This window comes from Fulvimarina fulva (genome assembly GCF_039652615.1).
In the GTDB taxonomy this organism is placed as follows: Bacteria; Pseudomonadota; Alphaproteobacteria; order Rhizobiales; family Rhizobiaceae; genus Fulvimarina.
Map to the genome: position 1 here is coordinate 117,148 of NZ_JBDJAC010000003.1, position 13,879 is coordinate 131,026.

Consider the following 13,879-nt stretch of genomic DNA (forward strand, 5'->3'; position numbering starts at 1 on the left):
GGTGAGACGATCAGTTGGTGCCGGTCTTCTCGGCTTCAGAGCTTGCCGGCTCTTGCGAAGCCTCGGCCGCGTCACCCGCCGTGCCGTTATCGGCGCCCGAGCCCGAGCCACCGCCGACGCGCTCCTTGGAGGCCTCGATGTCGGCCTCGAAGCCGTCGAGCACCTTCTGGCCGCTTTCGCCGGTCATCTCGGCATAGCTTTCCCGAACCTTCTTGGCGGCTTCACGGAATGGCTGACGCTGTTCATCGGTCAGGGTCGTGACCGTGATCGAGGGCTTGGCCTCCTTGATCTTTGCGAGTGCCTTGTCCTGAAGCCCGTCCTGATAGTCGATGATGTAGTCGTAGGCCTGATCGGCGGCCTTCTTCACCATCGCCTTGTCCTCGTCGGACAGGCCGTCATAGAACGACTTGTTCGCCGCGACCGCCGTCGTGAACGTGTTGTGGCCGGTGAAGGTGATGTGGTCGGTCACCTCGTACATCTTCGTCGATTCCACGAAGAACATCGGGTTTTCCTGGCCCTGGATCATGTTCAGCTGCAGGGCGCTGAAGACCTCGCCCCAGGGCAGCGGTGTCGGCGTCGCGCCGAAAGCCTCATAGGTCTCGACGAGCAACGGCGTCGTCATCACGCGGAACTTCACGCCGTTCAGATCCTCGGGAGCCGTCACCGGTTCCTTTGTCGTCATCACGACTTCGCCCTCGGGGAACATGTCGATAAGATGCAGCGACTGGTCCTCGTAGAGCGCGGCAAGATCCTCGTTGATCGTCTTCGACGTCTTGTAGAAATCTGCGAGAACCGCCGGATCCTCAGGCAGGGTATAGGGCAGGAGGAAGACCTGCAGCTCGGGGATCAGGCTGCCGGTGAAGCCCGGCGACAGATCGACGAACTGGATCGCGCCCATCTGGGCAAGCTCCGTCGTGTCGGCGGATTCGCCGAGCGTGCCGAACGGAAAGATGGAAACCGTATGGTCGGAATTGGCCTCGACATATTCCTTGAATTTCTGCGCGTAGACGCCCTGAACCTCGTCGAGGGCTTCCTCGATCGCGTATTTCCATTCGTCTGCCGAAGCGCTGCCAGCCGAAAGGGCGAGCGTTGCGGTCGTTGCCATCGCGGTGGCGAGGAGGGCGCGCCGGGTCGTGCGGAAAAGGTGGCTCATGAAATGGGCTCCTTGGATCGTTTCAATAAGTCCAGACGATCTTGCTGATGATCGCCCGGATCCGACAAGTTCTCCCTAAGCGTACCGAAAGCTGGGGGGAGAGCAAGCCGGACCCTCCTGTAACAACCTTTTGCACATCGCATCGGCCGCTCGCTGAAAGAAGCCGAAACGCACGCATTTGGTGCACTGCGAACACGTCGGTCATTTTGGATCATCGCCGATAATGCTTGAAAGACAAGCGATTGGCGCCTCGATCCTGTCCAGAACAACTCGCCGCAAAAACCGCCTCATCGCATCTTTGCTTAATATCTCGCGATTCGGACCGGAGGCGAAGAAACGTCCTTCCGGGCCATGATCAAAAGACGGAACACCTGCCACAGCGCGCCGATGGCGACTAATCCGCCATATTTATCTGCTGCATTTTATTTCATCAGACGCCGGGCGAGTTTGATGGTTGGAAGAGATGCGCGCGGTCGATCATGGGCTGCCGGGAGCTGACTGCCACATCAATGCGATGGATGAACGCGAACCGTCCCGCCAACCTTCGGACGGGCATAGCGATGAGAGGGTGGATGACATGACGGAACCGACCCACGCCGCCAGCGCCGTTCTTCGCTTCGACGAAGACACCACCAAGCGCCTCGCGCTGATCGCGCTTGCGACCGACCTCACCAGCGAGCGCGACTATGCGCGGCATCTGTCGGGGAGCGGGATCGAGACCTTCGTCAACCGGATCGCTTTCACCAATCCTGTCACGCCCGAAAGCCTCTCCGCAATGGCGCCGCTCCTCGGCGAGGCCGCTTCCCTCATCCTTCCGGGCGAGCGCCTCGACGCGATCGCCTTTTCCTGCACGGCGGCGAGCGTCCTGATCGGGGATGATGCGGTGGAAGCGGCCATCTGGAGCGCAGGTCGGAAGGTTCCGGTCATCACGCCGCCGCTTGCCGTCAGGCACGCGCTGAACGAACTCGGGGCACAGCGCATCAGCATGTTGACCCCCTATAGTCCGGCCGTCAGTGCATCGTTTGCCGGCTATTTCGAAGATCACGGCTTTGACGTCGATCGGCTGACCGCCCTTGATATCGCGGACGATACCGAGATGGCGAGGCTTTCCCTTGCCAGTATCATCGAGGCGGCGGTCGAGGCCGACGCCCCCAAATCGCAAGCCCTCTTCATATCCTGCACGGCACTTCGATCGATCGAAGTCGTCGATGCGATCGAAGAGCGGATCGGCAAGCCCGTCGTGACCAGCAATCAGGCGGCGATCTGGGCAGCCGCAAGGGCTTGCGGCACCGCCTCCGCGCCGCTCTCCGCTGGACGCCTGATGCGCCGGCACGATAGGGCCGCGAACGCCCATGCGGGAGCCTGATTGCATGGCAAAGGTCGAGATTGCCGATATCGAGGACGCAGCGCGCCGCATCGCGGGCCATGTGCGCCGCACGCCGGTGGACCTCAGCGAGAGCCTCACCGAGCAGGCGCGTCAACCGGTCTATCTGAAACACGAGCACCGCCAGATCACCGGCGCGTTCAAGCTTCGCGGCGCCACCAACGCCGTCCTTTCCCTCAGCACGGAGGAGCGCGCCCGGGGCGTCGTCGCGACCTCCACCGGCAATCACGGCCGGGGGCTTGCCCATGCCGCGAGAGAGGCGGGCGTTCGCTGCGTGGTCTGCATGTCGAACATGGTGCCCCAGGTGAAGCTCGATGCGATCGCGGCGCTTGGAGCCGAGATCAGGATCATCGGCCGGAGCCAGGACGATGCGCAGGTCGAGGTGGAACGCCTGATCCGCGAAGAGGGCATGGTGTCGGTCCCGCCTTTCGACCACCCGAAAATCGTCGCCGGCCAGGGCACGATCGGCCTCGAAATTCTTGAGGACGTGCCGGATGTGGAGACGGTCCTCGTGCCGCTTTCGGGCGGCGGTCTCATCGCCGGCATCGCGGCGGCGGTGAAAGCGAGGCGGCCAGAGGCGCGGATCGTCGGCATTTCGATGGAGCGCGGCGCGGCCATGGAGGCGAGCCTGAAGGCCGGCTATCCGGTGGAAGTCGAGGAGCTGCCGACCCTTGCCGATTCCCTTGGCGGCGGCATCAATCTCGACAATCACGTGACTTTCGAAATGGTCCGCGCGCTGGTGGACGAGGTCATTCTCCTCACCGAAGCCGAAATCGCCGAGGGCATTCGCCACGCCTACTTCAAGGAGCGCGAGGTGATCGAGGGCGGTGCCGCCGTCGGCATCGCAGCGATCCTCGCCGGAAAGCTGAAGCCCACGGGGCCGACCCTTGCGCTTCTCACCGGACGCAGCATCGACATGGCGGTCCACTGCGCCATCCTCAACGGCGCGAACGGATTGGAGGAGGCTGCCTGATGCCGGATATTCGCATCGTGACCGAGGCCGAGCTGCGCGGCCTCGTCAAGCTCGATCACCATGGTGTCGACACGATCGAGGCGGCTTTCCTGGCGCTGGCGACGAAGCCGGTCCGCATGCCGCCGATCCTGCGCCTCGACATTCCCGAACATCGCGGCGAGGTGGATGTGAAGACCGCCTATGTCCCCGGTCTTCCGGGCTTCGCGATGAAAGTCAGCCCCGGCTTTTTCGACAATCCAAAGCTTGGCCTGCCAAGCGTCAACGGCCTGATGATGCTGATGTCCTCGACCACGGGACTGGTTCAGGCCGTCTTCTTCGACAATGGCTATCTGACAGATATCCGCACGGCGGCGGCCGGCGCGGTCGCCGCGAAGCATCTCAGCCGGACGGATGCAGGCATTGCCGCAATCCTCGGCGCCGGCGTTCAGGCGCGACTGCAGCTCGAAGCCCTGATGCTCGTTCGTCCGATCCGCGAGGCCCGCATATGGTCGCGCGATCCGGCAAAGGCCGAAGCCATGGCGCGGGAGGCGTCGCAAGCACTTGGCATCGCGGTAACCGCCGTCCCAAACGGGCGCGCGGCCGTCAGTGGTGCAGATATCGTCGTCACGACGACGCCTTCCGAAACGCCGATCCTCATGGCCGACTGGCTGGAGGCGGGACAGCATGTGACGGCGATGGGCTCCGACGCCGAGCATAAGAACGAGATCGAGCCCGCAGCAACTGCCCGCGCCGATCTCTACGTCGCCGACAGCCTTGCCCAGACCCGCCGGCTCGGCGAACTGCACCACGCCATCGCGGCCGGGCTCATCGCGCCCGACGCGGCCCTTACCGAACTTGGCGCGATCATCGCCGGAACCGTGGAAGGCCGCACCAGAGCCGACCAGATCACGCTTTGCGACCTCACCGGCACCGGCGTTCAGGACACAGCCATCGCAACCCTTGCCCATGACCGCCTTACCGCGAGCGGTGGCGGCACCATCTTCGTCAGCTGATTTCGTCATCACGAGGGATTTTACTCCATGAAACCCAATCTCTTCTTTTCGCGCGACGAATATGCCGAGCGCCTCGCCAAGACCCGAAAAGCGATGGAAGCGCGCGGCATCGACACGCTCTATGTCACCGACCCTTCCAACATGGCCTGGCTCACCGGCTATGACGGCTGGTCGTTCTACGTGCATCAGGGGGTGATCGTGCCGCCCGAAGGCGAGCCGATCTGGTTCGGCCGCGCGATGGATGCCAATGGCGCGAGGCGCACTGCTTATCTCGACCACGCCAATATCGAGGGCTACGAGGATCATTACGTCCAATCGACCGAGCGCCATCCCATGGAGGTGCTGTCGGCGATCATCACCGCACGCGGTCTCGACAAGGGCGTGATCGGCGTCGAGGCGGACAACTACTATTTCTCGGCCAAGGCATTCGCGGTGATGCAGACGGGCCTTCCGAACGCCTCGTTCCGCGATGCGACGGGCCTCGTCAACTGGCAGCGGGCGGTGAAGAGCGCGACCGAGCTCGACTATATGCGCATCGCCGGCAAAATCGTGAGCAAAATGCACGAGCGGATCGCCGAGGTGATGGAGCCCGGCATGCGCAAATGCGATCTCGTCGCCGACATCTACGATGTGGGGATCAGGGGAACCGAAGAGCACGGCGGCGACTATCCGGCGATCGTGCCCATGCTGCCCTCCGGGCCCGATGCCGTCGCCCCCCATCTCACCTGGGACGACAAGCCCATGAAGTCCGGCGAAGGCACGTTCTTCGAGATCGCGGGCACCTATCGCCGCTATCACTGCCCACTGTCGCGGACGGTTTTTCTCGGCACGCCGCCCCAGACCTTCATCACGGCGGAAAAGGCGACGCTGGAAGGCATGGAGGCCGGCCTTGAGGCCGCCAAACCCGGCAATACCTGCGAGGATATCGCCAACGCCTATTTTGCGGTTCTGAAGACCCACGGCATCCACAAGGACAGCCGCACGGGCTATCCGATCGGTCTTTCCTATCCGCCCGACTGGGGCGAGCGCACCATGAGCCTTCGCCCTGGCGATACCACCGAGCTGAAACCCGGCATGACGTTCCACTTCATGACCGCGCTCTGGCTGGAGGACATGGGGCTCGAAATCACCGAAAGCCTCGCCATCACCGAAACCGGCTACGAGCTTCTGGCGGATGTTCCCCGCAAGCTCATCGTGAAGAATTGATCCCCAGCAATGGACATGACCGAAACTCTTCCTCCCTCCGCCATTGTCGCGACCGTCGACTACGACAAGGACGGCGTCCAGCACGGTTTCCTGCGCCTGCCCTACAGCCGTGACGACAGCGCATGGGGATCGATCCTGACGCCGATCACGGTGGTGAAGAACGGCGAAGGGCCGACCGCGCTTCTGACGGGCGGGAATCACGGCGACGAATACGAGGGGCCGATCGCGCTCTTCGATCTCGCCCAGCGCCTCACCGCCGGGGAGGTCTCGGGCCGCGTCGTCATCGTACCAGCGCTGAACTATCCGGCGTTCAGGGCGGGCACCCGCACTTCGCCGATCGACAGGGGCAATCTCAACCGCTCCTTCCCGGGCCGGCCCTACGGCAATCCGACGGAGAAGATCGCCGATTACGTGACGCGCCATCTTCTGCCGCTCGCCGATATCGTGCTGGACTTCCATTCGGGCGGCAGGACGCTGGACTTTCTGCCTTTCGCCGCCGCCCATATTCTTGACGACAAGCGCCAGGAAGACGCCTGCTTCGAGGCGGTCAGGGCATTCGGCGCTCCCTATTCGGTGCGGATGCTGGAGATCGATGCCGTCGGCATGCTCGACACGACCGCCGAAGAAATGGGCAAGGTGTTCGTCACCACCGAACTTGGCGGCGGCGGCTCGACAACGGCGCGCAGCGTGGAGATCGCCAAGCGCGGCGTCGTCAATCTCCTGCGCCATGCCGGCATTCTTCAGGGCGAGATCGAACAGCGCCCCACCCAATGGCTGGATATGCCGGACGATCGGTGTTTCACCTTCTCCGAATTCGACGGGATGATCGAACCGCTTGTCGATCTCGGCGACCCGGTAACGGAGCGCCAGCCGATCGCAAGGGCCTGGCCGATCGACAGGACCGGGGCGGAGCCGTTCGAGTTCTGGGCCAAGATGGACGGAGTTCTGGCCGCCCGTCATTTCCCCGGCCTTGTCAGGGCCGGCGACTGCATCGCGGTGCTGGGCGTTCTCGAAAGCTGAGGCAATGCCCGGATGCGGCGTCCGCTGCCAGCTACGCCCGCATCAACGCGAACGCAGTTTGTCCCGCGTGAGCTCGTCGATCCGCGTGCAGCCCATCAGGCGCATGTCGCGGACGAGTTCGTCCCGCATGAGGCCAAGAGCCCGCTCGACACCGGGTTGGCCGGCTGCGGCGAGCGGAAAGAGGTAGTAACGGCCGAGCCCAACGGCCTTTGCGCCAAGGGCCAGTGCCTTCAGGACATGGGTGCCCCGCGTGACGCCGGAATCGAGGATCACGTCGAGCTTGTCGCCCGTCGCCTGAACGATCTCCTCGAGCTGGTCGAAGGAGGCGCGAGAGCCATCGAGCTGGCGTCCCCCATGGTTTGAGATGACCACACCCTTGCAGCCGATTTCGGCGGCGCGGACCGCGTCTTCCGGAGCCATGACGCCTTTCATGCAGAAGGTGCCGCCCCAGAACTCGACCATTTCGGCTACATCGTCCCAAGTCATGGAAGGGTCGAGCATTTCAGTGAAATACTGACCGATCGAGGCGGTGCCGCCCCCCATGTTCACATGCTCGTCGAGCTGCGGCAGCGAGAAGCTCTCATGGGTGAGATAGTTGATCGCCCAGGCCGGCTTGATGGCGAACTGGGCGATGCCCTTCGCGTTGAGGCGGAAGGGGATGGAAAAGCCCGTGCGCTTGTCGCGCTCGCGATTGCCGCCGGTGATGGAATCCACCGTCAGCATCATCACCTCGACGCCGGCTTCCTTGGCCCGCTCCATCATGGCGCGGTTGAGACCGCGATCCTTGTGGAAGTAGAACTGGTAGACCTGCGGGTTCGAATGCTTCCTGCGCAGTTCTTCGAGGCTCACCGTACCAAGGGAAGAAACGCCGAACATGGTGCCGAATTTTTCGGCCGCAGCCCCCACGGCCCGCTCTCCTTCATGATGGAAGAGCCGTTGAAGCGCTGTTGGCGAACAATAGACCGGCAGGTCGAGCTTCTGGCCGAGGACAGTGACCGAGATATCCACATCGGCGACGCCGCGCAGGATGTTCGGAACGAGATCCACGGTCTCGAAGGCCGCCGTGTTGCGCCGATAGGTGGTCTCGTCGTCGGCCGCTCCATCGATATAGTTGAAGATCGGGCCGGGCAGCCGGCGTTTTGCCAGTTTCCGGAAATCATCGAAGTTGTGACAGTCGGTGAGGCGCATGTGAAAGCTGGCCTTCGGTGTTTCGTTCGTGGTTCTCAGGCGCCCGCTTCGTGCGCCGGCAGTCGCGGGACGGTCAGGCCCGTCCGACCGTTTTGTTCTGTTCGCCGAGCCCATGGACATAGAGGACTGCGGCCCATTCAGCCGAGGGTTCGCCGATGCGCTGACGTTTCATGGTGTCGAAGTCCTTCCGCACTGTCATGCTCATTATGTTGCGCGCTCGCCCGAAAGGTCGAATGTCTCCCTTGGCAAATGCGTTTTCCGCGCACGCTTGCGATCCCGAAGACGGTATGAACGAAACGGCGTATTTCTGAAAGGCAACGACGCTTCGTCGCACACGGTTTGGGCCTATGTCAGAGGCGGCATGTGCGCAAAGCGAACCTGATGCTTGTTGAAATCCTCGAAAGTGAGTGTGCCTGATGACGCGTCTCTCCGCCAATCTGGGCTTCATGTGGAAGGATCGGGGCTTGCCCGATGCGATCCGCGCGGCGAAGGCTGCCGGCTTCGATGCGGTCGAATGCCACTGGCCCTATGAGACCGCTGCCGACGCGGTGAAAGCCGCGCTCGACGAGACCGGCCTTCCCATGATCAGCCTCAACACCGTCAAGGGGCCGAGGGTGGGAGACACGGGCCTTGCGGCCCAGCCGGGTCGCGAGGACGAAGCCCGCAAAGCGATCGATCAGGCCTTCGATTACGCCATGAGGATCGGCGCGGGCGCGGTTCATGTGATGGCGGGCAACAGCGCGGCCAACGAGGCGGCCTCGATGGCAAGTTTCCTCGCCAATCTCGGCCATGCCTGCGACCGCGCACGCGATACCGGCATGACCGTTCTGATCGAGCCGCTGAACCCTCGCGACAATCCGGGCTATTTCCTCATCGGCTTCGACAGGGCGAAGCGCGTGCTCGCTGCGGTTGGCCGCGACGAACTGAAGATGATTTTCGACTGCTATCACCTCCAGATCACGGATGGCGATCTCCTGCGCAGGTTCCGCGAAAACCGGAACCTGATCGGCCATGTCCAGTTCGCAGGCGTGCCCGGTCGAAGCGAACCGGACACGGGCGAGATCGCCTATGACCGCTTGCTGCCCGCCATCGCCGATAGCGGATTTTCAGGTCCGTTCGGCGCGGAATACAAACCGGCCGGGCCAACCGATGGGACCCTGCAGTGGATGAAGGCTTTTCGCGCGAAGCGATAGGCGTCGGGTTCGCACGAACGCATCTCGGGCATGGCCTTCATGAAGGCCTGCGTGACATCGTCGAAATCAAATCGTATCCACCTGATGAAGCCGGGGACGGTCTGGGAGCCCCCAGCGGCGCAGGCACGTTTTCCAATCCGGAATCCGCGAAGCGATCAGACAGATTTCGTATCAGACGGTGCCGGACGACGCTGTAACACGGCCCGGTGCTTCATCCGGGCCTTATGTCTTCCGACGCGTTGATCGAAGGATCGTAAGGGAGTTGGGATCAGTCGCCCGAACCCGGCTCGGCGGAGAAATATTTCTCGAACTTGCCCTCTTCGCCGTCGTATTTCTCGGCGTCTGCCGGCTTTTCCTTGGCGATCGTGATGTTTGGCCACTTCTCGGCGTATTCGGTGTTGACCTTCAGCCAGTGATCGAGCCCCGGCTCGGTATCCGGCTTGATCGCTTCAGCCGGGCATTCCGGCTCGCATACGCCGCAATCGATGCACTCGTCGGGATGGATGACGAGCATGTTCTCGCCCTCGTAGAAGCAGTCGACGGGGCAGACCTCGACGCAATCGGTGTATTTGCACTTGATGCAATTGTCGGTCACCAGATAGGTCATTGCAATTTCCCTCGAGCCCTTCTCAAAATTCCCGGGCGCACGGCGGACAATTTGCGCATGACGCCCCTTGTCCGGCGAACTACCGATTGCCCACGGTGCTGGCAAGGAAAAACGATGCCGCAGGCGGGGCACTTCGCGCAAAGCCATTCGCAACCCTGCAGAAATGGCGATCTTTTCGGGGCCGGCTACCAGCTTTCACGCCGCGCCCGCTCCTTTCTCGCCTTGCGCCGGTCCTTGTCGCGACGAACGGGGTCCTGCCGCTCGCGGCCGATCGCGTCGAAGACGCCCTCGAATGCCAGCGGCGGCGGCGCTTCCGGTGAGCCGCCGTCGGCATCATCATCCGCCGGAGCCTCAGCACTCATATTCTCGTACAGCGCCTGTGCATCGCTCGCCGATCCACGGCGCTCCGCAAATCCGGCGACCTTCAAGACATGGACGCGGCTCGAATAGCTGATCGTCAGAACGTCGCCGACGCGAATATTGCGCGCGGGATTGTCGATCTTTTCCTTGTTGAGGCGAACCTTCTTGGTCTCGACCAGCTGCTGCGCGATGCTGCGGGTCTTCACGACGCGCGCGAAGACCAGCCATTTGTCGATCCGCTGGGAAGAAACCTGATGGGCCTCTTCCGTTTCGGAGCCCTTGTCGCGCCTATTTGCCAAGCTTGTCCTTCAATGCGGCGAGCTTGGCGAAGGGTGAGTCCGGGTCGGCAGCCCGCTGATTGCGCTTGTCCTCACGGCGATCGCCGCCACCCTGACCACCGGCCCGATCACCCTTCGGCTTGTCGAAGCGGCGCTTGCCACCCTTGCCGCCGGGTTTGCCCTGTCCGCCACGATTCTGACGTCCGTCCTCGCGCTCGCCGGCCTGACCGCGCCCCTGGCCCTGGCCTTGGCGCTGATCCTGCTGCCCGCCTGGCCGCTGACGTCCACCGCCGGCCGGACGCCGGTTGCGTTCCGGGCGGTGCTGGCGCCAGACGAGAACCGTGCGCGGCTCCTCCGGCTCATCGGAATTGCTGGTGACGAGATCGGGCGTTGCTTCGCCCTTCTCGGCCGTAACCTCGGCATTGTCTTCGGTTGCGGTGGCGTCGGCCTTGTCCGCCGCGGCCTCAACCGAGGCGATCATCGTGCTCTCGCGATCGGCTGCCGCAGGTTCTGCAGCCTTCTGGGCCGCGATCGCCTCGCCGGTGCCGGCTTCAGCGCTCGTCTCCACGTCGACCGCTTCGCTTGCAGGACGATCGGCATGTGCGATTGGGCGCGCCTCGTGTCCGAGCGAATCGGCCTTGCTGTCCTTCTCCACATCGCCGCTGGTCGATGCGGTCGAAAAGGCCGCACCTTCGGCCGGGGTTTCAGGCGTTTCGAGCGGCGCGGCGGCGGGATCAGCCGCCTGCTCGTGAGATGCGATCTGCGACGCCGGCACGCTCTCGCCGACCGATGCCGCGGCCTCATCAGTCCCAGCCGCCGGGCTTTCGCTTTCGCTTGCGGCCGCATGTGCGGCAGCAGCCTTTTCGGCATCCGCCTTCTTGGCGGCGGCGATCCTTGCCTCGGCCTCGGCGTCGAACTGGTCGAGCTCGGTCTCGACGGTGCCCGCATCCTTCTGGTCGGCGCGATAGCCGAGACCCTTGAGGATCTCCTCCATATCGTCGGCCGTCGCGCCGAGGATCGACATCATGCCGGGCGTGATCAGGAACTGGTTGCCCGAATAGCCGCCGTCGGGGCGACGCCCCTCCCCCGGCTTCCAGGAGAGCGCCGGCCTGATGATGTCCGCGAGACGCTCCAGAATATCGACACGCACGGCACGGCGGCCGAGCAGCCGGTAGCCGGCCAGCTCATAGAATTTCGGGTCATAGGTGGTGTCGGCGACGGCGGAGGTACGTCCGGTCGCCAGAAGCTCCGGCACATCGCCATATCCGGGCCAGTCGCGCGCATCGTTGTGGATCGCCCAGAGAAGCGTGATGAGATTGGCCGGTGCCGGTTTCACGAGCAATGGCACGAAGATGTGGTAGGCACCGAAACGCACGCCCAGCCGTCGCAGCGCGGCGCGCGAGGCCTGATCGAGACCGCGCACATCCTCGGAGATCTCCCGCCGCTGCACGACGCCGAAATTCTCGTAGAGGCGATAGGCAATGCCCTTGGCGGTGCCGTCGAGCCCTTCGCCATCGCGCAGATCGATGAGCGGTTTCAGGATCGTCGTCACCTGATAGCCGAGGAATCGCTCGATCCGTGCTGCGACCTTGTCACGCGAGGGACCGGTCAACTGGTCGTCGGCCAGAAGGACGAATTTCGGCTTCAGCGGGTCTTCGCTCGAGGACAGCGCCGCGACCGGCGCACCAAGCCAGCGCACGATCGCATCGGAGCCGATCGCGAAATCGCCGTTCGGCGCATTGGCGAACCGCTCGGCGCGCTTGTCGAATTCACCAGCCAGCGCCTTCTGGGAAGCCGCACGTACGGCTTTGCCATCCTGCCCCTCGGCAGTCGTGTCGATGGAAAAGCGGAACCCCTGGAGTTCGCCGACGGCATGGCCCTCGACCATTACGGTGCCATCGTTCGCGATCTCTGCTTCCATGAATGCGTTCTCTCTTAAGCGCCTCATCAATACGCTTGTCCTGCGGTCTACGAAGCGTTTCGTCAACCTGTCGTGCAAGGCGTCCGAGAGACGGTCCTCGATGCTTCTCGTCTTTTCGCGCCAGTGTGTCGGATCGGCCAACCAGCCCGGACGATGGGAAATATAAGTCCAGGTGCGGATTTCCGCGATGCGCTGGGACAGGGTATCGATCTCTCCATCCGTGCGATCGGCCCGCGCAACCTGCTTTGCCATATAGTCTTCCGCGACACGGCCCTTCTTTGCCAGATCACGATAGACGGTCGCGATGATCTCGGCGTGCTGGGCCGGCGCGATACGACGGTAATCGGGCAGCTTGCAGGCTTCCCACAGGATTTCGACCTGTTTGGGCGTCACCGCCAGATCCATGACATCGTCGTCACGCGAGAGATATTCCAGCGCCCGGCGGTCGACGGCAGGCAGTGCTTTCGCAAGATTCCCGTCCGGCGGCGGGGTGTCGAGACTGTTCTTCAGGGCCTCGACCGTCGAGAAGTCGACATTCGCCGAGCGCCATTGCAGGACCGGCACCGGCTGGAAACTGTGCGACTGGAGCGCATCCACGAGATCGTCGGACAGGGGGTCGACATGGCCGGTGACGCCGAAGGTGCCATCGCGCAAGTGCCGGCCCGCGCGCCCGGCGATCTGGCCGTATTCGGCGGGCGTCAGCTGGCGATACTGGAACCCGTCATATTTCCAGTCCTGGGCAAAGGCCACGTGATCGACATCGAGATTGAGGCCCATGCCGATCGCATCGGTCGCGACCAGGAAATCAACCTCGCCGTTCTGATAGAGTTCGACCTGGGCGTTCCGGGTGCGCGGACTGAGCGCACCCAGCACGACGGCAGCCCCGCCCCGTTGCCTGCGAATGAGCTCCGCGATCGCATAGACCTCGGCCGCCGAAAAGGCGACGATCGCCGAGCGACGCGGCAGGCGGGTAATCTTCTTCTGCCCGGCATAAACGAGATTCGACAGGCGCGGCCGGGTCGTCGTCTGCATGCCCGGCAAGAGCCGGTTGAGAACGCCCGCCATGGTGGACGCGCCGAGAAGCAGCGTTTCCTCATAACCCCGGCAGTTCAGGATGCGATCGGTGAAGACGTGGCCGCGTTCGAGATCGGATGCGAGCTGCACCTCGTCGATCGCAACGAAGGCCGTGCCCGGATTGCGCGGCATCGCCTCCACGGTGCAGACCGAATAGCGCGCATGGGGCGGCTTGATCTTTTCTTCACCGGTAATGAGCGAGACATGGGCCGCGCCCACACGGTCGCAGACCTTCTGATAGACCTCGCGGGCGAGAAGCCTCAGGGGAAGGCCGATCGTGCCGCTCGAATGGGCGACCATCCGCTCGATGGCGAGGAATGTCTTGCCCGTATTGGTGGGGCCTAGGACGGCGGTCACCTGTCGTGCATCGGCGTGCGAAGACAAACGGGCGGTGAGGACGGAATCGCTCATAGGCCCCCATATAACAAGTCACATGCCGTTGCGCAGGGTGCCGGACAAAGGTTCTCAAGAGATTATCCCGGATACCCGATCCAACGCCAAGTGTTTGAAGGGATGAGCCGCCTCGAACC

Annotated in this window: 12 protein-coding genes; 6 read left to right on the forward strand and 6 right to left on the reverse strand. The window is 63.4% G+C overall.

All coding sequences use genetic code 11. The features are described 5' to 3' along the window. Positions 1-10 precede the first annotated feature (10 nt). Complete coding sequence (locus ABDX79_RS06130) at positions 11-1,153, reverse strand: TRAP transporter substrate-binding protein (RefSeq protein ID WP_346219393.1); 1,143 nt, start codon at positions 1,151-1,153, stop codon at positions 11-13. Between the two features lie 577 nt (positions 1,154-1,730). Between ABDX79_RS06130 and ABDX79_RS06135 the strand changes: the two genes are divergently transcribed. From ABDX79_RS06135 to doeB, 5 genes are read left to right on the forward strand one after another with little or no spacing between them, the layout of a single operon-like run. Beyond that, positions 1,731-2,519, forward strand: coding sequence for a maleate cis-trans isomerase family protein (locus ABDX79_RS06135; protein ID WP_346219394.1), 789 nt, complete (start codon positions 1,731-1,733; stop codon positions 2,517-2,519). Between the two features lie 4 nt (positions 2,520-2,523). Then, positions 2,524-3,510: a hydroxyectoine utilization dehydratase EutB gene (gene eutB / locus ABDX79_RS06140; RefSeq protein WP_346219395.1), complete on the forward strand. Its 987-nt coding sequence runs from the start codon at positions 2,524-2,526 to the stop codon at positions 3,508-3,510. After that, the gene (eutC, locus tag ABDX79_RS06145; RefSeq protein WP_346219396.1) at positions 3,510-4,502 is read left to right on the forward strand and encodes an ectoine utilization protein EutC; all 993 of its coding nucleotides are present in this window, start codon (positions 3,510-3,512) and stop codon (positions 4,500-4,502) included. Before eutB ends, eutC begins: the two co-directional genes overlap by 1 nt. A 27-nt stretch (positions 4,503-4,529) precedes the next feature. Further along, on the forward strand, positions 4,530-5,708 hold the full coding sequence (gene doeA, locus ABDX79_RS06150) for an ectoine hydrolase DoeA (protein ID WP_346219397.1): 1,179 nt from the start codon (positions 4,530-4,532) through the stop codon (positions 5,706-5,708). A 15-nt stretch (positions 5,709-5,723) separates the two neighbouring features. Beyond that, complete coding sequence (gene doeB / locus ABDX79_RS06155) at positions 5,724-6,728, forward strand: N(2)-acetyl-L-2,4-diaminobutanoate deacetylase DoeB (protein WP_346219576.1); 1,005 nt, start codon at positions 5,724-5,726, stop codon at positions 6,726-6,728. Between the two features lie 42 nt (positions 6,729-6,770). Here doeB and ABDX79_RS06160 read toward each other — a convergent pair whose 3' ends face one another. Continuing rightward, the gene (locus ABDX79_RS06160; RefSeq protein ID WP_346219398.1) at positions 6,771-7,916 is read right to left on the reverse strand and encodes an alpha-hydroxy acid oxidase; all 1,146 of its coding nucleotides are present in this window, start codon (positions 7,914-7,916) and stop codon (positions 6,771-6,773) included. Between the two features lie 73 nt (positions 7,917-7,989). Next, complete coding sequence (locus ABDX79_RS06165) at positions 7,990-8,121, reverse strand: hypothetical protein (RefSeq protein WP_346219399.1); 132 nt, start codon at positions 8,119-8,121, stop codon at positions 7,990-7,992. Between the two features lie 211 nt (positions 8,122-8,332). Between ABDX79_RS06165 and ABDX79_RS06170 the strand changes: the two genes are divergently transcribed. After that, positions 8,333-9,109, forward strand: coding sequence for a hydroxypyruvate isomerase family protein (locus ABDX79_RS06170; RefSeq protein WP_346219400.1), 777 nt, complete (start codon positions 8,333-8,335; stop codon positions 9,107-9,109). A gap of 268 nt (positions 9,110-9,377) precedes the next feature. On the opposite strand, the gene fdxA is transcribed toward ABDX79_RS06170, so the two are convergent. The 3 genes from fdxA to ABDX79_RS06185 form a co-directional block, all read right to left on the reverse strand. Continuing rightward, positions 9,378-9,716: a ferredoxin FdxA gene (gene fdxA, locus ABDX79_RS06175; protein WP_346219401.1), complete on the reverse strand. Its 339-nt coding sequence runs from the start codon at positions 9,714-9,716 to the stop codon at positions 9,378-9,380. Between the two features lie 185 nt (positions 9,717-9,901). Continuing rightward, positions 9,902-10,375, reverse strand: coding sequence for an RNA-binding S4 domain-containing protein (locus ABDX79_RS06180; protein WP_346219402.1), 474 nt, complete (start codon positions 10,373-10,375; stop codon positions 9,902-9,904). Further along, a complete protein-coding gene (locus ABDX79_RS06185; RefSeq protein ID WP_346219403.1) occupies positions 10,365-13,760 on the reverse strand; it encodes a helicase-related protein in 3,396 nt (1,131 codons plus the stop codon). The genes ABDX79_RS06180 and ABDX79_RS06185 overlap by 11 nt, the downstream gene beginning before the upstream one ends. Positions 13,761-13,879: the final 119 nt, after the last annotated feature.